Genomic DNA, 19,810 nt, shown 5'->3' on the forward strand with positions numbered 1-19,810 from the left:
CGATGATGTCGACGATGGCATTTCCGATACAAAGCACGTCATAGTCCGGCATCAATTCATGTCTCCGCCAAAAACCCACCGGCTTTCTGCCACGCCGGGCGCGGGCGGGTCTAGCGGTTTGATGCGGCTTTGCCTAGGCCGCGAGTTATAAATCCGGGCAGATCGCATGCTTCGTATCGCGCGGTTTGCGCTTGTCTCGCGACCTGTCTCCGCCTATCCCGAAATATCGCCCATGGGCCTCGTTTGACATGGAATTAGAAACGCCGTGATCCTCGACGCCGCCCGTGCCGCCTTGAGCCGGCTGTTCTCGCCCGAATTCCGTTCCGTGTTCCTGAAGACACTGGGGCTGACCTTGCTGGCGCTGGCGGCGCTGTGGTTCGGGATCAAGAGCCTGTTCGAATGGCTGGCCTGGCCGTGGATCGATGCATGGCTGCCCGCCCTACCCTCCTGGGCCGGATGGCTGGGCGCCGTCGTCGCCGGCATCGGCCTTGCGCTGGGCTTGGCGCTGCTCATCGCGCCGGTGACGGCGATCATCGCCGGCCTGTTCCTCGACGACGTCGCCGAAGTGGTCGAGCGCACCGATTATCCAAACGACCCGCCCGGCCGCGCCGTGCCGGCGTTGCGCTCGCTGGTGCTGGCGATCCGGTTTTTCGGCGTCGTCATCCTCGGCAATATCGTCGCCCTGCTGCTGCTGCTGGTGCCGGGCATCAACATCGCCGCCTTCTTCGTCGTTAACGGCTATCTGCTCGGGCGCGAGTTCTTCGAATTCGCCGCCATGCGCTTTCGCCCGGAGGCCGAGGCCAAGGCGCTGCGCAGAAAGCACTCGATCACCGTGTTCCTGGCCGGGCTGGTGGTCGCCGCTTTCCTCGCCGTGCCGCTGCTCAACCTTCTGACGCCACTGTTCGCCGCCGCCATGATGGTGCATCTGCACAAGGCGATCTCGGCACGGGAAGGGAGCTATCTCAGCAGAAAACCCCTGCCCAGTTCGTCGTCGTCCTCGACGATGAATTCGGCCCGCCCTGAGTAATAGGCGCGGCCGCCGACGCGGGCGATGATGGCGTCATGCGGCCCGGCTGTGGCCGTGCGTACGACGGCGCCGGAAAAGCGCGAGCCGGCGATGCTCTCGAACAGCCGCGTTCGGCCAATCTCGATCTGGCCCTTGGCGTGCATGACGGCCAACCGCGCGGTGACGCCGGAGCCAGTCGGCGAACGGTCGACCTCGGCCTCGGCGAAAACGCAGATGTTTTTGGTCGGCGTATCGGAGAACGCATCCTGTCCGTCGGTCAGGATGGTGCCGTAGAGAAAGGCGAGATCAGCATGGTCGGGATGCGACAGCGGCAATTCGGCCTTCAGCTTATCACTCAGCGCGGTCGCCGCATCGACGAAATCGCGCACGCGGTTCCTGCCGAATTCCAGCCCGAACTGGCGGCAGTCGGCCAGAGCATAGAAGGCGCCGCCATAGGCGACGTCGAAGCCGACCGGACCATAGCCCGGCAGCTCGATCCGCTGGTCGCCGGCGAACAGAAACGCCGGCACGCTTTCGAAGGACACCGCGCCGGCCTTGCCGTCCCTCACCTCGACCGCAGCCGAAATCAGCCCGCATGGCGCCTCGATATTGACGGTCGTCATCGGCTCGCGTGGCGCCACCAGCCGCTCGTCGACGGCGTAGCGGCCGAGCGCGACGATGGCGTGGCCGCACATCGTCGAATAGCCCTCATTGTGCATGAACAGCACCGCGAGGTCGGCGCCCGGCAGGTCGGGCTCCACCAACAGCGCGCCATACATGTCGTAATGGCCGCGCGGCTCGAACATCAGGATCTTTCTGAGATGATCGAGATGGTCGCGCACATACGCACGCTTTTCGAGGATCGTGCCCTTGGGAATATCGGGGTAGCCGCCGGTGACGATCCGCAGCGGCTCGCCGCCGGTGTGCATGTCCACGACCGTGAGCGTCATTTGCCGGACCCGACCTAGGCGGAAGGTTTGGCAAATAGCGCCTGCAGCTTGCCGAACGGCATGGCGGCGCGGGTGAAGCCGAAGGTGCCATCCTGCTGGATCTCGCGCGCCGCGGTCTCCAGCATCCCGAAGGCGAAATTGGTCAGCCATGGGCCGAGCGAGACGCGCTTTACCCCCGCCATGGCCAGGTCGGCGATGGTGAAGCCGGGCCCGGCCATGACGTTGACCGGCTTGGTCAGCGCCGAGCAGACGGTTCGCACCATCTCGATGTCGCCCAGCCCCGGTGCATAGAGCACGTCGGCGCCGGCCTTCTCGAAGGCCTGCAGCCGCTTGATCGTATCGTCGAGGTCGGGCTTGCCCCACAGGAAATTCTCGGCCCGCGCGGTGAAGACGAAATCGCGTTTCAGTGCCCGTGCCGCTTCCGCCGCCGCCGCGACGCGCTCGACGGCATGCGCAAAATCATAGATCGGCTTGTCGGGCTCGCCGGTATGGTCCTCGATCGAGCAGCCGGCGAGGCCAGCCGCCTCGGCGGCGAAGATGGTCTCGCCGGCACTTGTCGCGCTGTCGCCCTTGCCCTTTTCGAGGTCCGCCGAAACCGGCAGCCCGGTCGCCGCTGACACTTCACGGCAATGATGGATCATCGCCTCGAACGTCACCGCGCCGTCCGGCAGGCCGCGCGAAAAGGCAAAGCCGGCGCTGGTCGTGGCCAGCGCCTTGAAGCCGAATGAGGCCAAGAGCTTGGTCGTGCCGACGTCCCAGGAATTGGCCATGACGAAGATCGAGGCATGCAGGTCGCGAAAAATCTTGCCCTTGTCCATGGATGCTCCCCTCCAGTGCAGAATGTGAGGCAAATTCTAGCCCGGCGGAAGGCGCCGGGCAAACAAATGCGGTTGGCTCAGAAGCGTTTGGCGTTGTCATCTGCCAATCGATCCAGCGCGTCGGACTCCTTGAAGTAGCGCGAAGCATTTTTGTCCCAATGATAGGTGACGGAGATGTCGCGCGAAGACGCCTCTGGCGGCGGCTGGCCGTCGCAGCTTTCTTCTCCCGGCAGCGTCGCGTCGGTCACCGTGACCTTGATGGCTGCATAGGGCTGGCCGTCGGCGATCACCTGGAAGGCCACATTCTGCGTCCTTCGGTTGGTGCAGAGGTTTTCGTCGAATGTATAGATCATGTCGATCAGCTCGAACCTGTCGTTGCGGACCATGACCAGCGGCGCGATCACATAGCCCTGGCTCGAATTGAAATGCGTGCTCGCGGTGATGATGACGTCATCGCCGGGCCCGATCGACAGCTTGCCCGGATCGCGAAAGTAGGTGCTGCGGTCGACGGCAACATTGACCGCGTCGAGCAGGGCCGGCTTGCCGGTGATGTCGTAGAGTGCCAGCACGGCATAACCCTCGGCGCTGTCAGGCGAGTCGCCGAGGTCGAGCAGCATCGCCAGCCGGTCCTTGCCGCCGGCCTTGATGCCGAGCACGTCGCCGCTGGAAAGACCCGACGTCGCCGGCGGCGAGCCGTCGTAGTCCGGTCCAGCGATGTGGCGCATCTCGATCGGCATCGAACCTCGGAAAAAGCCGTCCTTGTCCGCCGCCAGATCGGGAATGACCATCCTGGCGAGATCGAGATAGGTGACATCGCCGTGGCCGGGGACGGCGCTGCCGAGCTCCGGGAAACTGACGGCCTCCGCGCTGGCCGTCGTCCAAAGACAGGGCAGCAGCAGGCAGGCAAAGATGAAACGAAGCAGGGAGAAGGTCATGCGCGCGCGCTCGTTATCTCGGGCGCGCGCAAGCTAGAGCATTTTGCGACCAAGAGGAAACACCTGGCGTTGCCTCACTATGTTGGCTTGGCTTGGCTCGCCAGGGTCTGCTGGAAAACCGGCACCAGCTGATCCATGGCGGCTGCGAGCCACGCGCCGAGTTCGTCGGGCAGAGTGTCGTGAATCCAGACCAGGCGGCTCCGGCCCTCGCCCTCGGCAAAGACCTGCATGGAGGTATTATCGTGGGTGACCTCGTCGCCGAGCCATCCCCACACGATCCGCCGGCTCTGCTCGTCGCGGGCGATGAGCCGCTCTCGCACAATCTTGCCGTCGGCGAAGGTAAGGGCCCGTACGTCGCCCTCATCCACCCGACAGTCGACGAAAACGCCTGGGGCTATCCGTTGTGCGCCGCCGGCGAAGTCGCCCACCGTCGCCCATACGCTTTCCGGTGAAGCATCTACGATGATTTCCCTGACTATTGAAACCATGTTCGCTGGTCCTTCTGGTAGTAGGTAGACCTGTCTGTCTACATGTGGATGTATACAGATCTGTCTGCTATAGTCAAGGCATGTCCACAGCCCGAATCAACGATCGTCCCGAAAGCCTTGCGCGTCGTCGAATCCTCGATACGGCGACCGCACTGTTTTCTCTGGAGGGGGTCCGTGCAGTCGGGATCGACCGCATCATCGCCGAGGCCGGCGTTGCCAAGGCGACGTTCTATCATCACTTCGCGGCCAAGGACGACCTCGTCCGCGCCTATATCGAGGAGCTCAGCAAGGGAGGACGGGCGGCAATCGCGAGCCTTGGCCGGCGGCCACCTCGCCAGATGATCCTTGCCATATTCGATCTCATCGCCGACGCGGCGGATCAGCCGGGCTACCGCGGCTGCCCGTTTCAGAACGCCGCTGCTGAATATCCGGACCCCAGCAGCCCGGTTCGCCAGGCGATCGATCAGCATCGTCACTGGAAGTGGGGCACCCTCAGGGACTTGCTGATCGCCGACGCAGATCCCGATCCGGACCGCACCGCGGACGCGCTAACGGTGGCGGCCGACGGCCTCCTTGTCGTCAGTCATCTCGACAGGCCGGCCAATCTGCGCAGTCTCATACGCGACACGGTCGACCGAGTACTTGGGGCGCCGCGCCCGGTCTGAGATCGGGCGCGCATGCAGGCTGCGCAAAGGCGATCAGTGGATCGGCACCAGCCCGGCCAGTTCACGCATGTCGTCGAACAGGATGCCGCCGGCTTCGATCAGCCCGTCGCGGTCGGAAAGCGGGTCGCCGTGGTAGGAATAGACGCGCATGCCGGCGGCGATGCCGGCTGCCGTGCCGGCGACGCTGTCCTCGATGACGATGCAGTCGGCGGGTGCGAAGCCCATCGTCGCTGCCGCATGCAGGAAGAGGTCGGGGAACGGCTTACCGCGCGAGACCATGGTCGAGCTGAACAGCGCATGCTCGAACAGCGGCAGCAGCCCGGTCTGACCGAGCGTGATGTGCATTTTCGATACCCGTGCCGACGAGGCGACGCAGGTGGCGATGCCGGCGGCGTGCACGGTTTCGATGAACTCGCGAACGTAGGGGATGGCCTCGACGCCATGCGCGAACAGGTCCGGCAGGCCGGCGTTCCAGCGCTCGACGAAATCGGCGCCGAGGCTGACGCCGGTCGCCTCGACTTCCTTCTGCACCGAGACCATGCTGCGGCCGGAGAAATTCTTCCGGCAATATTCGAAGCTGGCCGGAAAGCCGGCCGCGGTCAGCCATTCGGCGAGGCGCCGATTGGCCAGGTTCTCGGTGTCGACCAGAACCCCGTCGCAATCGAAGATGACGAGCTTGGGTATTTTCATCAGGCCGTGCCGGTCGATCCGAAGCCGCCCGAGCCGCGCGTTGTGCCGCCAGCCAATGTGCGCTCCTCGACGGTCGCCTGCGTCACCGGGGCGAAGACGATCTGGGCGATCCGCATGCCCCGCGTCACCGCGAAATCCTCGTCGCCGAGATTGATCAGCAGCACCTTGACCTCGCCGCGATAGTCACTGTCGATGGTGCCCGGCGTGTTGAGGCAGGTGAGCCCGTGCTTGAAGGCGAGGCCCGAACGCGGCCGGACCTGGCCTTCGACGCCCTCCGGAATTTCCAGGACCAGCCCGGTCGGCACCAGCGCGCGCTTTCCCGGCAGGATCAAGAGCGGCCTGTCGTCCGGGACGGCGGCGCGCAGGTCCATGCCGGCGGCGCCCGAGCTTTCATAGGCCGGAAGCGGCAAGCCCTCGCCATGCGGCAGCCTGACGAAGCCGACAGCCGGACCGATGACGGAGGTGGGATAAAGTGCTGCGCGCATGAGGCTGATCCTATCGTCGCGAACGCCGGCTCAGTCAACTCGGCGGCAATGCTATCAACGGCTTTCTTTCAGTGCGGTTCCGCCTCAGTGCAGTTCCATCGGAACGACCGTGGTCTCCTTGATCTCCTCCATGACGAAGGAGGCCGAAACGTCGGATAGTGCCACCTTGGCGATCAGCCGTTGATAGAGCCGGTCATACGCCTTCACATCGGCGACGCGGGCGCGCAGGACATAGTCGAGATCGCCGGACATGCGGTAAGCGCCGGTGATCTCGGCAAAGCCGGTCACCGCCGCCCGGAATCTTTGCAGCCAGTCGGGATCGTGGTTGGAGGTGCGGATCAGGATGAACACCGAAAGGCCGAGCCCAAGCTTGTCGGCATCGACCAGCGCCACCCGGCCGGTGATGACGCCGTCCTCCTCCAGCCGCTTCACCCGGCGCCAGCAGGCATTGCGCGACAGCGATATTCTTGCCGAGAGCTGGTCGACGGACAGCGTGCCGTCGCGTTGCAGCTCGGCCAGCAATCTCCGGTCTATTTCGTCGATTTCCGGCGCCATGTGGGATGTTTGTCCCAAAATTCAGCCTTTCACAAGGACAATTTGAGACCGATGAACCGAACACCCATGCCAGTATACTCATCGCCGGCTCTTCATCCAGGCAGGAGGGATCGACATGACCGCACGGCTCGCAAGACTTTTCACCTCTCACCCGGCCGCGGTCGGCGAGAGTTATTTCGGCCATATGGCTTTCGCCGCATGGTTCTCGTCGCGATTGTTCATGGCGGCCTTTGCCGCGCTCGTTCATGCTTTCTTGCCGTTTCTGTTCGAGACCACGGCAAGCGGCATCATCCGTGAGCTCTATGAGCGGACGCACAACAGAGGACGGTAAGCCGCAGAGGTACCGAGCGCGGCGAGGCCGCTGGACAGCGCCGACCCTCAACAGGCCCCGCAGCGCAATCCCGATCAAGCGCCGCCATCGTCGAATGCCGAGCCAGGCTTGTATCCACGCGCCAATCCGCCATTTTGAGGATCGCGGCGCGATAGCCCGGAGCATTCACCATGGATATCGTCTTTTCCTCGACCACCAAACTGGCCGCGGCCATCCGCGACCGTACGGTTTCCGCAATAGAGGTGCTGGACGAGCATCTGGCGCAGATCGACAGGCACAATAAGGCGGTCAATGCCGTCGTAACCCTCGATCGGGACGGTGCGCGGCAACGCGCCGTCAAAGCCGACGACGCGCAGGCGCGCGGCGAGGCCCTTGGGCCGCTGCATGGCGTGCCGTTCACACTGAAAGACACGCATGAAACCGCCGGCATGAGAACCGCCGTCGGCTTCCCGGCCTTCGCCGACTATGCTCCGAGGGCAGACAGTCCGGTGGTTGCCCGGCTGAAGGCGGCAGGCGGCGTGCTGGTGGGCAAGACGAACGTGGCGACGATGCTCGGTGACTGGCAGTCTGACAATCCACTGTTCGGCCGCACCGGCAACCCCTGGAACCTCCAGCGCACCGCCGGCGGCTCCAGCGGCGGTGCGGCGGCGGCGCTCGGCACTGGTATGACGCCGTTCGAGGTCGGCACCGACATGCAGGATTCGATCCGGCTGCCGGCCGCCTTTTGTGGCGTCTACGGCCTCAAGCCGACCGAGCACCGCGTCTCGCTCGCCGGCGCCTTCCCCGACCCGGGCGGGGCGCCGCGCAGCGTGCGGCTGATGTCCTGCCTCGGACCGCTGGCGCGCAGCGTCGAGGACCTGGCACTGATCTACGGCCTCATTGCCGGGCCGGATGGAAGCGATACCGACCTTGCGCCGGTACCGGTCGAAACCATGCCGGAGCTGGATCTCAGAAATTTGCGCATTGCCGTCGCGCCGTCCTTTCCGGGCTTTCCGGTGGCCGGCGAGATCAGCGCGGCGGTCGAAAGTCTGGCAAAGGAGCTTCAGTCGGCAGGCGCCATCGTCGAGGATGCCAAATTGCCGGAGCTCGACCTGCACGACGACCTAGCACAAGGCGGTGCGCTGATCGGCATGATGCTGGAGGCGGCGCAGCCCAAACCACCGGAGAAGCCGACGCCGGTCTCGCGCTGGTTCGAGGCGCTCGCCCGCCGCGACCGCTCCATCCTGGCGTGGGAACGGTTCTTCGACGGCTGCGACGCCTTGCTGTGCCCGGTCGCCATGGCCACCGCCTTCCCGCATTGCGAGCCGGGAACGCCGATCGAGGTCGACGGCAAGACGCAAAGCTACTGGATGCTGCCGGCCTATGGCGCGGTGTTCAACTACAGCGGCCATCCGGCACTGTCGCTGCCCTGCGGACAGGACAGCAATGGCCTGCCCATCGGACTACAGCTTGTTGGCAAACGCTGGTCGGAGCGGCGCCTGCTCGGGATCGCCAGGGCAATCGAGCCGCTGGCCGGCGGCTTTCGCCGTCCGCCCGGCTATTGAGTAAACCGCGCCAGTCCGTAGGGATCAAGCAGCGGATCGCGCTCGCCGTCGAGGATTTCGCGGGCGGCGAACAGGGCGACGGCCGGCGCCAGCGTGATGCCGGAATGCATGACCGCAACATAGACGCCGCTCGTGCCTTCGGCGCGGCCTATGATCGGAAAGCCATCGACCGGCGTCGGCCGATAGCCAACGGTGTGGAAATCGAGTTCCAGCCCATCCGCGCCGCGCAGCATCGCCTTCATCGCCGCAAACAGGTCGCGGGCGGTGGCCGGGGCATCCATGCCGGGATCGGCGCCACCGAAATCCGAGCCGGCGATGACGCGGCCTTCCGCCGTCTGGCGCATATGCAGGCGGTCGCCGATCACCAGGCCGTTGAGCAGCTTTTCGTAGGGGCGCGAATGCACGATCAGGCCGGGCGGCGTTTCGATCGGCAGTTCTATCCCGGCTGTGGCAGCGATTGCCGGAGAGCCGGCTCCGGCCGCGATCACCACCTCGTCGGCAGCAATCCGCCCGCCGGATGTATCGACGCCGGCAAGCCTGCCGTTGGCTTGCACCAGAGCGGTGACGGTCGTCCCGGCTACAATTCGCGCGCCGCGCCGTTCGGCGTCGGCCAGCAGTGCTTGCGTGGCGGCGACCGGCTCGGCAACGCCTTCCTCGGCGACATAAAGGGCGAAATCGGGAAGCTCGGTCAGATTGGGCTCGATGCGGGCCGCTCCGGCACGGTCGACACGCTCGATGCCGTAGCCCCATGCGGAGTGCTCGGCCGCATAGGCTTCGAGTTCGGGACGTGGCAGGTCCCAGCACAGGCCGCCGCACCATTGCAACGGGATGCCGGGCACCTCGTTCGCCAGTCGCGTCCATTCGGCCATCGATCGAGTCCGTAGTCGGAAGTAAGGCTGCGGATTACCCCAGCTGGCATTGATCCAGGCAAAGGAATTCGGTGTCGCGACGCCGCCGGCGCCGCTGCCGGCAACGACCGTCACCTTTGCTCCAGCCCTGGTCAGGTGCCAGGCGATGGAGGCGCCGATGATACCGGCGCCGATGACGATCACTTCTTTCGCAGCTGTCATGCTTCACTCCTCGTTCCAACGCCACCACTGCGATGCCATTGCCCGTGGGTTCTGCCAAGAGCGAGCCGTATCAAATGTGCCTCTTGACTTTAATACGTACGTACGTATTTTACCTGGCATGGCTAGACATTCACTTCGCGAAAAACTTCTCGACGCCGGTTTCAAAACCATCTGGAGCTCCGGCTATTCGGCCGCCGGCGTACGCGACATCGTCGCCGCGGCCGATGCCCGTCCGGGGTCCTTCACCAATCATTTTGCCTCCAAGGAGGCGTTCACCGGCGAGGTGCTGGACCGCTATTTCGCCTATGTGAGCGGTTTGGCGGAGCAGGCCCTTGCCCGGGACGGCACACCCCCGGTCGGGCGCTTGCGCCGCTATCTCGAAATCATCACGTCGAAGCTGGAGGCGCATGATTGGGCACGGGGCTGCATGATCGGCAATCTCAGCCTCGAGACGGCTGCTCACAGTGAGGCGCTGAGGCTGCAACTCGTCGCCATCTTCGAACGCTGGCGCAAGCCCTTTGCCGAATGCATCGCCGAGGGCCAGGCGGCTGGCGACATCACCGACGCGTTCGATGCCGAGGACCTCGCCGATTTCCTGTTGAGTTCCTGGCAAGGCGCGATGCTGCGCATGAAGGTGGAGCGCAGTCCCGAACCGCTCGAGCGTTTCAAGAATATCGTCTTCAAAACAGTCTTCGTAAAAAAGGAGCTGATCCGATGAACCCGAAACTCGAAAAGCAGCAATCCCGCACAACGGTGCCGCGCTCGGAAGTCGCGGTACTCGATTCCACCATCTCCTATGTCGAGGCAGGTACTGCCGGTCCGACGGTGCTATTCCTGCACGGCAACCCGACGTCGTCCTACATCTGGCGCGACATCATCCCGCACGTGGCGCCGTTCGGCCGCTGCATTGCGCCCGACCTGATCGGCTATGGCCAATCCGGCAAGCCGGACATCGACTATCGCTTCTTCGACCACGTCCGCTATCTCGACGCCTTCATCGAGACGCTTGGCATCAGTGACGTGGTGGTCGTCGCGCAGGACTGGGGCACCGCGCTCGCCTTCCATCTCGCGGCCCGGCGGCCGCAGCGGATCCTCGGCCTCGCCTTCATGGAATTCATCCGCCCCTTCGAGAGTTGGGACGATTTTCACCAGCGTCCGCAGGCGCGCGAATTGTTCAAGGCAATGCGCACGCCTGGCGTCGGTGAGAAGCTTGTCCTGGAAGACAACGTCTTCGTCGAAAAGGTGCTTCCGGCTGCGGTGCTGCGCACGATGAGCGATGAGGAAATGGCCTCCTACCGGGCACCGTTCCCGACGCCCCAATCGCGCAAGCCGATCCTGCGGCTGCCGCGCGACCTGCCGATTGAAGGCCAGCCCGCCGATGTCGCTGCCATCAGCGAGTACGACCATCGGGCGCTCCGGCTCTCCTCCTACCCGAAGCTGCTTTTCTCAGGCGATCCGGGGGCCCTCGTCTCGCCGCATGCGGCACGGGAATTCGCGGCCGGCCTGAAGAACTGCCGGTTGATCGATCTCGGACCCGGCGCGCATTATCTACAGGAGGACCATGCCGACAGGATCGGCGCCACAATTGCCGAGTGGATTCCGGAGGTGGCCTTCGAGAGCCGAGCGACCGAATCGGCCTGACGTCGGGACGTGAACCGGCGGCAGCCGGAGAGGTCGACAGCTTAGCTCTGCCGGTGCCAAGCGATGGAGGCGCCAATGATGCCGGATCCAATGACGATGATGTTCTTGCTCACGGCCGTGTACCTTCAAACGCCCAGGACTTCTTGCCCTCATTGCCACCATGCTACAGACTTACCAAGGGCGTTGCCGGGACCGCTCTCGAAGCGGGTCGATGACGATCGCCTCACTGGAAACGTTCAGCTCAATCACATGAGGGTCATTTGCGCCGCTGGATAAAAGGGTTGGTTTTTGCTGCAGCCGGAGCCGCCATTGTCTATGCCGTCTTCTTTGGCCCGCTGCCGTTCGTTCGATCTTGGTGGCAGGACGACAACTGGCTGGATCCTTTGCATAAACGCCATCGCATCGCTGACGGTTTGGTGCTGACCGGGGCGTTGGTTGGGAAATCGCGGGCAGAAGTTGTTGCCATGCTCGGCGAGCCGCCGAAGACGGACTATTTCGAGGACTGGAGTCTGGTTTATATTCTTGGTTCGGAAAGAGGATTTTTTTCGATCGACTCTGAATGGCTGGTTATGCGCCTGGATGACGTTGGCTCGGTCACGCAGGCGGCTATCGTCAGAGACTGAACCTGCTGCCGGGGTATCAGCGGTGTTTCCGTTCGACACGCTGGAAAAGCGCTGCTAGAAGCCCGCGCCACAGACAGGATTCCATGAAATTGGCTGAAGACATCGAACAAGCGGTATCGCGCCGCCGCACTTTCGCGATCATTGCCCACCCCGACGCCGGCAAGACGACGCTCACCGAAAAACTGCTTTTGTTCGGCGGCGCCATCCAGCTTGCCGGCGAGGTCAAGGCCAAGAAGGACCGCATCCAGACCCGCTCGGACTGGATGAAGATCGAACGCGAGCGCGGCATTTCGGTGGTCACCTCGGTGATGACCTTCGAATACGAGGACACCGTCTTCAACCTGCTCGACACGCCCGGCCACGAGGATTTCGCCGACGACACCTATCGCACGCTGTCGGCGGTCGACAGCGCGGTCATGGTCATCGACGCCGCCAAGGGCATCGAGCCGCGCACGCTGAAACTGTTCGAGGTCTGCCGGCTGCGCGACATCCCGATCATCACCTTCGTCAACAAAATGGACCGCGAAAGCCGAGACCCATTCGACATCCTCGACGAGATCGAGCAGAAGCTGGCACTGGATACAGCGCCGATCACCTGGCCGATCGGCCGCGGCAAGACCTTTTCCGGGACCTACCATCTGGCGCTGAACGCGGTGCGCAAGGGCGACGCCGAAAAGGAGCGCACGCCGGTCAATGGACCCGATTCCAACCGCGTCGCCGGCCTGTTGCCGGAGAACGAGCGCGAGGCCTTCATCGAGGAGCTGGAACTGGCGCGCGCGGCCTGTCGCCCGCTCGACCTCGATGCCTTCCGCGAGGGCCATTTGACGCCGGTCTATTTCGGTTCGGCGCTGCGCAATTACGGCGTGCGCGACCTGATCGAGGCGCTCGGCGCCTACGGGCCGCCGCCGCGCGCGCAGGAGGCCGACAGCCGCAAGGTCGAGGCGACCGAGGACAAGATGACCTCCTTCGTCTTCAAGATCCAGGCCAATATGGACCCCAACCATCGCGACCGCATCGCTTTCGTCCGCGTCTGCTCCGGCAAGCTCGAGCGCGGCATGAAGGCCAAGCTGGTGCGCACGGGAAAACCGATGAGCCTGTCGGCACCGCAATTCTTCTTCGCCCGCACCCGCGTCACGGCCGACGAGGCGTTCGCCGGCGATGTCGTCGGCATCCCCAACCACGGCACGCTGCGCATCGGCGACACGCTGACCGAAGGCGAGGAGATCCTGTTTCGCGGTGTGCCGAATTTCGCGCCTGAAATCCTGCGCCGCGTTCGCCTCGGCGATGCCATGAAAGCCAAGAAGCTCAAGGAAGCACTGCACCAGATGGCCGAGGAAGGCGTCGTGCAATTGTTCTCGCCGGAGGACGGCTCGCCAGCCATCGTCGGCGTCGTCGGCGCCCTGCAGCTCGACGTCTTGAAGGAGCGGCTAAACTTCGAATACACACTGCCGGTCGATTTCGAGATGTCGCGCTTTTCCGTCTGCCGCTGGATATCGGCCGACGATAAGGCCGAACTCCAGCGCTTCATCGAGGCGCATCGCGGCGACATCGCGCGCGATCTCGACAACGATCCGGTGTTCCTCGCCCAGCACGCCTTCTCGCTCAACTACGAGGCCGAGCGCTGGAAGGCGATCCGCTTCACCGCGGTCAAGGATTATCAGGTCCGCGACAGGGCGGCTTGATGCGCCCCTTCCCTTCTCCCCTTGTGGGAGAAGGTGTCGCCGAAGGCGACGGATGAGGGGTGTTCCAGGAAACACCAACGTCTCATTCCGTCCAGCACCCCTCAACCGTCTCGGCGCTGCGCGCCGATCCACCTTCTCCGGCACGAAGGAAAGATCGCGTTCGTTTACCCTTTCGCAGCCTCTTCGATCTTGGCGATGTCGATCTTGCTCATCTGCATCATCGCCTGCATCACGCGGCCGGCCTTTTCCCTGTCGGCGTCCAGCAGCAGCCTGGGCAGCTGCTCGGGAACGACCTGCCAGGAGAGGCCGAATTTGTCCTTCAGCCAGCTGCACTGGCTGGGCTGGCCACCGCCCGCGATGAGCCTGTCCCAGAAATAGTCGACCTCTTCCTGCGTCTTGCAGTCGATGGAGAGCGAGACCGCCTCGGTGAACTTGAATTGCGGCCCGCCGTTCAGCGCCTGGAACTGAACGCCGTCGAGCTCGAATGAGACCATCAGCACCTTGCCCTCATTATCGCCGCTGCCCTTGGGCCAGCGCATCACGCTCAGCACCTTCGAATTCTTGAAGATGGAGACATAATGGTTCATGGCCTCCTCGGCCTGATCGTTGAACCACAGGCAGGGGGTGATCTTTTGCATTCTCTTGCTCCTCGGGCTGGTTTTGGCTTTGTTTTCACTCGCAAAACGGCTGGCTGGCAATTGATGCCCGGTTCCGCCGTCTGCCCAAGGACGCTCGAACGAGACCCGATCCGACAGCACCTCTGACTTTTTTACGGTCTGGGCCGGCTGCGTCTTTGGCTGGCCGCTCGTTCCGCACCCTGGCGCAGCGCAAAATTGTGGCCAGACCAGAGTGTGGCGTCTATAAGGCCTGCGGCTTAATTCCGGTTTTCCGCGCCTTTGGGCGCGACGCAGACAGCAAGGACAGTTCAATGCCCGCCTACCGTTCCCGCACCACCACCCATGGCCGCAACATGGCCGGCGCCCGCGGCCTGTGGCGCGCCACCGGGATGAAGGACTCTGATTTCGGCAAGCCGATCATTGCCGTGGTCAATTCCTTCACCCAATTCGTTCCGGGCCATGTCCATTTGAAGGATCTCGGCCAGCTGGTTGCCCGCGAGATCGAAAAAGCCGGCGGCGTTGCCAAGGAGTTCAACACCATTGCCGTCGATGACGGCATCGCCATGGGCCATGACGGCATGCTCTATTCGCTGCCGTCGCGCGAATTGATCGCCGACTCGGTCGAATACATGGTCAACGCGCACTGCGCCGACGCGATGGTCTGCATCTCGAATTGCGACAAGATCACGCCCGGCATGCTGATGGCGTCGCTGCGCCTCAACATCCCGACCGTCTTCGTCTCCGGCGGGCCGATGGAGGCCGGCAAGGTGGTGCTCGCCGGCAAGACCCAGGCGCTTGACCTGGTCGACGCTATGGTCGCAGCCGCCGACGACAAGGTGTCCGACGAGGACGTCAGGATCATCGAGCGCTCGGCCTGTCCGACCTGTGGCTCCTGCTCCGGCATGTTCACCGCCAATTCGATGAACTGCCTGACCGAGGCGCTCGGCCTCTCGCTGCCCGGCAACGGCTCGACGTTGGCCACGCATGCCGACCGCAAGCGGCTGTTTGTCGAGGCCGGTCATCTGATCGTCGATCTCGCCCAGCGCTATTACGAGCAGGACGATGACACCGCGCTGCCGCGCAGCATCGCCTCGAAGGGCGCCTTCGAGAACGCCATGACGCTCGACATCGCCATGGGCGGCTCGACTAACACGGTCCTGCACATCCTCGCCGCAGCACATGAGGGCGAGGTCGACTTCACCATGGAGGACATCGACCGGCTGTCGCGGCGGGTGCCGGTGCTGTGCAAGGTGGCTCCGGCCAAGGCTGACGTCCACATGGAGGATGTCCATCGCGCCGGCGGCATCATGGCCATCCTCGGCCAGTTGGATAGCGCCGGGCTGATCAACCGCGACCTGCCGACGGTGCACGCCGCAAGCCTCGGCGAAGCGCTCGATCATTGGGATATTTCGCGCACCACCAGCCAGAATGTCCGCGATTTCTTCCTGGCGGCACCCGGCGGCGTGCCGACGCAAGTCGCGTTCAGCCAGGACCGCCGCTGGGACGATCTCGATCTCGACCGCGAGAAGGGCGTCATCCGCTCGGTCGAACATCCTTTCTCCAGGGATGGCGGCCTTGCCGTGCTGAAAGGCAATCTGGCAATCGATGGCTGCATCGTGAAGACGGCGGGCGTCGATGAATCGATCCTGAAATTCACCGGTCCGGCAAGAGTGTTCGAAAGCCAGGACGCCAGCGTCAAGGCGATCCTGTCGAACGAGATCAAGGCCGGCGATGTCGTCGTCATCCGCTATGAAGGGCCACGCGGCGGACCCGGCATGCAGGAAATGCTCTACCCGACCAGCTATTTGAAGTCGAAAGGTCTCGGCAAAGCCTGCGCACTGATCACCGACGGTCGTTTTTCCGGCGGCACCTCCGGCCTGTCGATCGGCCATGTCTCGCCGGAAGCCGCGGAAGGCGGTCTGATCGGGCTGGTCAGGGAAGGCGACACGATCGAGATCGATATCCCCAACCGCACCATCAGGCTTGCTGTCGACGACGCCGAACTCATCGCCCGTCGCGCCGCGATGGAGGCCAGGGGAACGGCTGCCTGGAAGCCCGAAGAAAAGCGCAAGCGCAAGGTGACGACGGCCTTGCGCGCCTATGCGGCGATGGCGACAAGTGCCGCCAAGGGGGCGGTGCGGTACGTGCCGGAATAGAGGCTTTTCCTTCTCCCTTTGTGGGAGAAGGTGGATTGGCGCGCAGCGCCAAGACGGTTGAGGGGTGCTGGACGGAGTGCCGCCGGCGCCAAGCTGGAACACCCCTCATCTGGCCGCTTCGCGGCCACCTTCTTCCACAAGGGAAGAAGGGAAGGGCCGCGCCTGAAGGTTCCGCCTTGCGGCAGCACGCTGCATGGAAAGAAACGGCTTTTTTGAACGAGGTGGCGCTAGATGGATTTTGACCTTGTGGTGCGCGGCGGGATGCTGCCCGACGGCAGGATCGCGGATATCGGCATCGTCGGCGAAACGATCGCAGCGATAGAGCCCGAGCTGAACGTCAGCGCCGGCACGGCGATCGATGCCCATGGCAATCTGGTCTCGCCGCCCTTCGTCGATCCGCATTTCCATATGGACGCCACGCTTTCGCTCGGCATTCCGCGCATCAATGTCTCGGGCACGCTGCTCGAAGGCATCTCGCTTTGGGGCGAGTTGAAGCCGCTTTTGACCTGCGAAGCGGTGCGCGACCGTGCGCTCGCCTATTGCGACTGGGCGGTGTCGATGGGCCTGCTCGCCATCCGCACCCATGTCGATGTTTGCGACGACCGCCTGCTGGCGGTCGAGGCGCTGCTCGACGTGAAGAAGACGGTTGGCCCCTATATCGACCTGCAGCTGGTCGCCTTCCCGCAGGACGGGTTTTACCGCTCGCCGACGGCGCGCGACAACACCATCCGGGCGCTCGACATAGGCGTCGATGTCGTCGGCGGCATTCCGCATTTCGAGCGCACAATGGCCGACGGCACGCGCTCCGTCACCGAGCTCTGCGAAATCGCGGCGAAGCGCGGCCTGATGGTCGACTTGCATTGCGACGAGACCGACGATCCGCTGTCGCGCCACATCGAGCAGCTTGCCTATGAGACGCAGCGGCTCGGGTTGCAGGGCAGAGTGGCCGGCTCGCACCTGACATCGATGCATTCGATGGATAATTACTACGTTTCGAAGCTATTGCCGCTGATTGCCGAGGCCGGCGTTTCGGCGATCCCCAATCCGCTGATCAACATCATGCTGCAGGGCCGCCACGACACCTTTCCCAAGCGCCGCGGACTGACGCGGGTCAAGGAGATGCTGGCGCAAGGCATCCGCGTCGGCTGGGGCCAGGATTGCGTGCTCGACCCCTGGTATTCGCTGGGCACCGCAGACATGCTCGACGTCGCCTTCATGGGCCTGCATGTCGCGCAGATGTCGAGCCCGGCCGAGATGGCGCGCTGCTTCGATATGGTCACCAACGTCAATGCCGCCATCATGGGCCTCGACCACCTTGGCCTGGCGGTCGGCAAGCGCGCCAGCCTGGTCGTTCTCGATGCCGGCAACCCAGTCGAGGCCCTGCGGCTGCGCCCAGAGCGCCTCTGCGTCATCGCCAGGGGCAAGGTGGTGGCCGAGCGCAGCCGGCAGGACACGCGGCTTTCGATCGCCGGAAGGCCGGGCACGGTGAACCGGCGCCACGCTTAAAGCGCGTCGCGTTTGAACGGACCCACGCGACGCGCTTTAAGGTCTTGTTTTTAAGCGTGTCGTTATCGCAAAACCGCTGCACACTTTTGCGCGACATGCATTAGTCCAGCCGATTTCCGGCGCTGGTCTTACCGAATTCTCGATTTTCGCCTCGTCATGGCCGCAGCTTGCGACTACGACGCGGGTCACCGTACCCCACGGCGAGGAACCGGTAACGGAATGGCGCGGCCCGCAGCCCAGTGCTCAACGATCATGAACGTGCTGCTGGCCGGCATCCTGCTGATGCTCGCCGGCGACTTCCTGTTTGCGCTGAACGACGCGATGGGCAAGTGGCTGGTCGCCAGTTTTTCTGTCGGCCAGGTCGTGCTGATCCGCTCGATCGGCGCGTTTTTCATACTCGGGCCGATGATTGCACATCAGGGTGCGGCCAAGCTGTTTCGCATGGAGCGGCCGGAGCTGCAGCTGCTTCGCGTGGTGATGACGACGCTCGACACGGCGCTGTTCTACGCGGCGGTCGTCTATCTGCCGCTCGCCGATGTGATGAGTTTTTACATGGCCGGGCCGATCTATGTCGCGGCGCTGTCGCACTTCCTGCTCGGCGAAAGGGTCGGCTGGCGCCGCTGGGCGGCTATCCTGGTCGGTTTCTGCGGCGTGCTGATCATGCTGAAGCCGTCCTCGGCCGCGTTCTCGCTGTCGTCGATGTTCGCGCTCGCCGGCAGCATTTCCTTTGCCTTCGCCATCATCCTCAATCGGCGGCTGCGCGGCACCAGCGACACCTCGCTGGTCACCTGGCAAACCATCGGCACGCTGCTGGTCGGCGCTGCGTTGACCCTCGGCAGCTGGAAGACGCCGTCCTCGCTCGATTTCGGCGCCATGCTGCTTCTCGGCATCGTCTCCTGCGGCGCGCATCTGATGATCACCAGGGCGTTGAAGCTGGCGCCGGCCTCGACCTTGGCGCCGCTGCATTACAGCCTGCTGTTGTGGGCAGTGGTCTTCGGCCTCGCCTTCTTCGGCGATGTGCCTGGGCCGCGCATCCTGATCGGCTCGGCCATCGTCGTGCTGGCCGGCCTGTTCATCTTCCACCGCCAGAAGGTGGTCGATTCCGTGCCGCCGGAAAACGTGCCGAAGGGTGTGAATTAACCCCGGCGCACCGCTGCGAGATGCCGCGAAAATTCCGGCATCTCCATCAGTGCTTTGCAGCGCGCAAACCGGCCGTCGGCATAGGCGCGAAAGTCGTCGGCCGGATTTTTGTTGGCAAGCTGGATCAAGCCCCAGAGCGTCCACAACAGGTCGCACATCGCCTTGTAGATGACGATGCGGGCGCGCTCCGCCGGTCTCGGCTCGCCGCCGAAATAGGCCAGCATCATCTCTTCGTCCTGCGCGGCGTCGAATTCCCCTTCGACGCTGAGGTCGCCGAGATCCCAGAGCGGATCGTTCATCCCGGAATATTCCCAATCGACGATCCACATCCTGTCGCCCGTATCGAGAAAGTTTTCGCAGAGCGGGTCGCAGTGGCAGGCGACGATCGTCAGAGGTTGAGCCGCAAGTGCTGAGCGCACTTCCTCCGCCTCGCGGACCACATCGTGGTAGCCGGCAGGCAGGGCGACGTCCTTGGTTGACAGCACTTTCAGATAATCGTCGATCATCGCAAACAGCTCGAAGCGGAAGGGGAACACCGCGCCGGATGTGTGCAGTTTGCGAAAGGCCTTGCCGGCGCGTGCCGGGCTGCCCGGCCGAATCTTGAACTTTTCCGGTGACATCGTCTCGGCACCGGCAACGAAGCGGGTCACCAACACGCCGGTCTCGGCATCGACATGCAGCACATCCGGACTGACGCCGGTCTTCGCCGCTTCCCGCGCCGCCACTGCCTCGTTGGCGCGGTTGATGTATTCCTCGGTACCCTTGCCGGGGATACGCAGGCAGAAATCCTTACCGCGGAAGACGAGGTTGGTGAGACCGCCGAGCCGTTCCAGAGGGCCATCATAGCCGGCCAGCATCGGAATGGCCGCAAGTGCGGCGCGCGCCCGGTCGTCCGCCATGGATTTCGC

21 protein-coding genes are annotated in these 19,810 nt (G+C 63.9%); 11 read left to right on the plus strand and 10 right to left on the minus strand.

The genetic code is table 11. From position 1 onward, the window contains the following. Positions 1–265 precede the first annotated feature (265 nt). Positions 266–1,027: a sulfate transporter family protein gene (locus NKH30_RS11130; RefSeq protein WP_352995420.1), complete on the plus strand. Its 762-nt coding sequence runs from the start codon at positions 266–268 to the stop codon at positions 1,025–1,027. On the opposite strand, the gene NKH30_RS11135 is transcribed toward NKH30_RS11130, so the two are convergent. From NKH30_RS11135 to NKH30_RS11150, 4 genes are all read right to left on the minus strand, one after another. Then, positions 958–1,956, minus strand: a complete 999-nt coding sequence (locus NKH30_RS11135) for a proline racemase family protein (RefSeq protein ID WP_352469966.1) — start codon at positions 1,954–1,956, stop codon at positions 958–960. The genes NKH30_RS11130 and NKH30_RS11135 overlap by 70 nt on opposite strands. 14 nt (positions 1,957–1,970) lie before the next feature. Continuing rightward, the gene (locus NKH30_RS11140) at positions 1,971–2,774 is read right to left on the minus strand and encodes an isocitrate lyase/PEP mutase family protein (RefSeq protein ID WP_352469965.1); all 804 of its coding nucleotides are present in this window, start codon (positions 2,772–2,774) and stop codon (positions 1,971–1,973) included. 77 nt (positions 2,775–2,851) lie between these two features. Continuing rightward, positions 2,852–3,709 (minus strand): hypothetical protein, encoded by an 858-nt coding sequence (locus NKH30_RS11145; protein ID WP_352995423.1) that lies wholly within the window; start codon positions 3,707–3,709, stop codon positions 2,852–2,854. A 77-nt stretch (positions 3,710–3,786) separates the two neighbouring features. Next, positions 3,787–4,197: an SRPBCC family protein gene (locus NKH30_RS11150; protein WP_352540438.1), complete on the minus strand. Its 411-nt coding sequence runs from the start codon at positions 4,195–4,197 to the stop codon at positions 3,787–3,789. Between the two features lie 80 nt (positions 4,198–4,277). Between NKH30_RS11150 and NKH30_RS11155 the strand changes: the two genes are divergently transcribed. After that, positions 4,278–4,862: a TetR/AcrR family transcriptional regulator gene (locus NKH30_RS11155; protein WP_352995426.1), complete on the plus strand. Its 585-nt coding sequence runs from the start codon at positions 4,278–4,280 to the stop codon at positions 4,860–4,862. A gap of 33 nt (positions 4,863–4,895) precedes the next feature. On the opposite strand, the gene NKH30_RS11160 is transcribed toward NKH30_RS11155, so the two are convergent. The 3 genes from NKH30_RS11160 to NKH30_RS11170 all read right to left on the minus strand — a co-directional run bounded on the left by NKH30_RS11160 (position 4,896) and on the right by NKH30_RS11170 (position 6,592). Then, positions 4,896–5,552: an HAD family hydrolase gene (locus NKH30_RS11160; RefSeq protein WP_352458656.1), complete on the minus strand. Its 657-nt coding sequence runs from the start codon at positions 5,550–5,552 to the stop codon at positions 4,896–4,898. Next, on the minus strand, positions 5,552–6,037 hold the full coding sequence (dut, locus tag NKH30_RS11165) for a dUTP diphosphatase (protein ID WP_023717930.1): 486 nt from the start codon (positions 6,035–6,037) through the stop codon (positions 5,552–5,554). Before dut ends, NKH30_RS11160 begins: the two co-directional genes overlap by 1 nt. Before the next feature lie 84 nt (positions 6,038–6,121). Continuing rightward, positions 6,122–6,592: an Lrp/AsnC family transcriptional regulator gene (locus NKH30_RS11170; protein ID WP_352995429.1), complete on the minus strand. Its 471-nt coding sequence runs from the start codon at positions 6,590–6,592 to the stop codon at positions 6,122–6,124. Between the two features lie 115 nt (positions 6,593–6,707). Between NKH30_RS11170 and NKH30_RS11175 the strand changes: the two genes are divergently transcribed. Continuing rightward, positions 6,708–6,923, plus strand: a complete 216-nt coding sequence (locus NKH30_RS11175) for a DUF6356 family protein (RefSeq protein WP_352469961.1) — start codon at positions 6,708–6,710, stop codon at positions 6,921–6,923. 170 nt (positions 6,924–7,093) lie between these two features. After that, the gene (locus NKH30_RS11180) at positions 7,094–8,467 is read left to right on the plus strand and encodes an amidase (RefSeq protein WP_352995432.1); all 1,374 of its coding nucleotides are present in this window, start codon (positions 7,094–7,096) and stop codon (positions 8,465–8,467) included. Here the strand turns inward: NKH30_RS11180 and NKH30_RS11185 are convergent. Further along, positions 8,461–9,537 carry an NAD(P)/FAD-dependent oxidoreductase gene (locus NKH30_RS11185; RefSeq protein ID WP_352995435.1) on the minus strand — a complete coding sequence of 359 codons (1,077 nt, stop codon included), beginning with the start codon at positions 9,535–9,537 and terminating at the stop codon, positions 8,461–8,463. The two genes, NKH30_RS11180 and NKH30_RS11185, sit on opposite strands and share 7 nt — an antisense overlap. 118 nt (positions 9,538–9,655) lie before the next feature. Between NKH30_RS11185 and NKH30_RS11190 the strand changes: the two genes are divergently transcribed. The 4 genes from NKH30_RS11190 (at position 9,656) to NKH30_RS11205 (ending at position 13,483) form a co-directional block, all read left to right on the plus strand. Further along, complete coding sequence (locus NKH30_RS11190) at positions 9,656–10,255, plus strand: TetR/AcrR family transcriptional regulator (RefSeq protein WP_352614617.1); 600 nt, start codon at positions 9,656–9,658, stop codon at positions 10,253–10,255. After that, positions 10,252–11,178, plus strand: a complete 927-nt coding sequence (locus NKH30_RS11195; protein WP_352681389.1) for a haloalkane dehalogenase — start codon at positions 10,252–10,254, stop codon at positions 11,176–11,178. The genes NKH30_RS11190 and NKH30_RS11195 overlap by 4 nt, the downstream gene beginning before the upstream one ends. Before the next feature lie 260 nt (positions 11,179–11,438). Further along, on the plus strand, positions 11,439–11,801 hold the full coding sequence (locus NKH30_RS11200; RefSeq protein WP_352540430.1) for a hypothetical protein: 363 nt from the start codon (positions 11,439–11,441) through the stop codon (positions 11,799–11,801). Positions 11,802–11,884: 83 nt separating this feature from the next. Beyond that, entirely contained in the window at positions 11,885–13,483 is a 1,599-nt protein-coding gene (locus NKH30_RS11205; protein WP_502898805.1) for a peptide chain release factor 3, read from the plus strand. 164 nt (positions 13,484–13,647) lie between these two features. Here NKH30_RS11205 and NKH30_RS11210 read toward each other — a convergent pair whose 3' ends face one another. Further along, positions 13,648–14,121, minus strand: a complete 474-nt coding sequence (locus NKH30_RS11210; RefSeq protein ID WP_352540429.1) for a VOC family protein — start codon at positions 14,119–14,121, stop codon at positions 13,648–13,650. A gap of 290 nt (positions 14,122–14,411) precedes the next feature. Between NKH30_RS11210 and ilvD the strand changes: the two genes are divergently transcribed. The 3 genes from ilvD to NKH30_RS11225 all read left to right on the plus strand — a co-directional run bounded on the left by ilvD (position 14,412) and on the right by NKH30_RS11225 (position 18,902). Further along, positions 14,412–16,256: a dihydroxy-acid dehydratase gene (gene ilvD / locus NKH30_RS11215; protein WP_352681392.1), complete on the plus strand. Its 1,845-nt coding sequence runs from the start codon at positions 14,412–14,414 to the stop codon at positions 16,254–16,256. 231 nt (positions 16,257–16,487) lie between these two features. Beyond that, a complete protein-coding gene (locus NKH30_RS11220) occupies positions 16,488–17,762 on the plus strand; it encodes an amidohydrolase family protein (protein WP_352969929.1) in 1,275 nt (424 codons plus the stop codon). 219 nt (positions 17,763–17,981) lie between these two features. Further along, entirely contained in the window at positions 17,982–18,902 is a 921-nt protein-coding gene (locus NKH30_RS11225) for a DMT family transporter (protein ID WP_352813803.1), read from the plus strand. On the opposite strand, the gene NKH30_RS11230 is transcribed toward NKH30_RS11225, so the two are convergent. Continuing rightward, positions 18,899–19,801: a phosphotransferase gene (locus NKH30_RS11230; protein ID WP_352995439.1), complete on the minus strand. Its 903-nt coding sequence runs from the start codon at positions 19,799–19,801 to the stop codon at positions 18,899–18,901. The genes NKH30_RS11225 and NKH30_RS11230 overlap by 4 nt on opposite strands. Positions 19,802–19,810: the final 9 nt, after the last annotated feature.

It is taken from the genome of Mesorhizobium sp. M1273, from assembly GCF_040318195.1.
Taxonomy (GTDB): Bacteria; Pseudomonadota; Alphaproteobacteria; order Rhizobiales; family Rhizobiaceae; genus Mesorhizobium.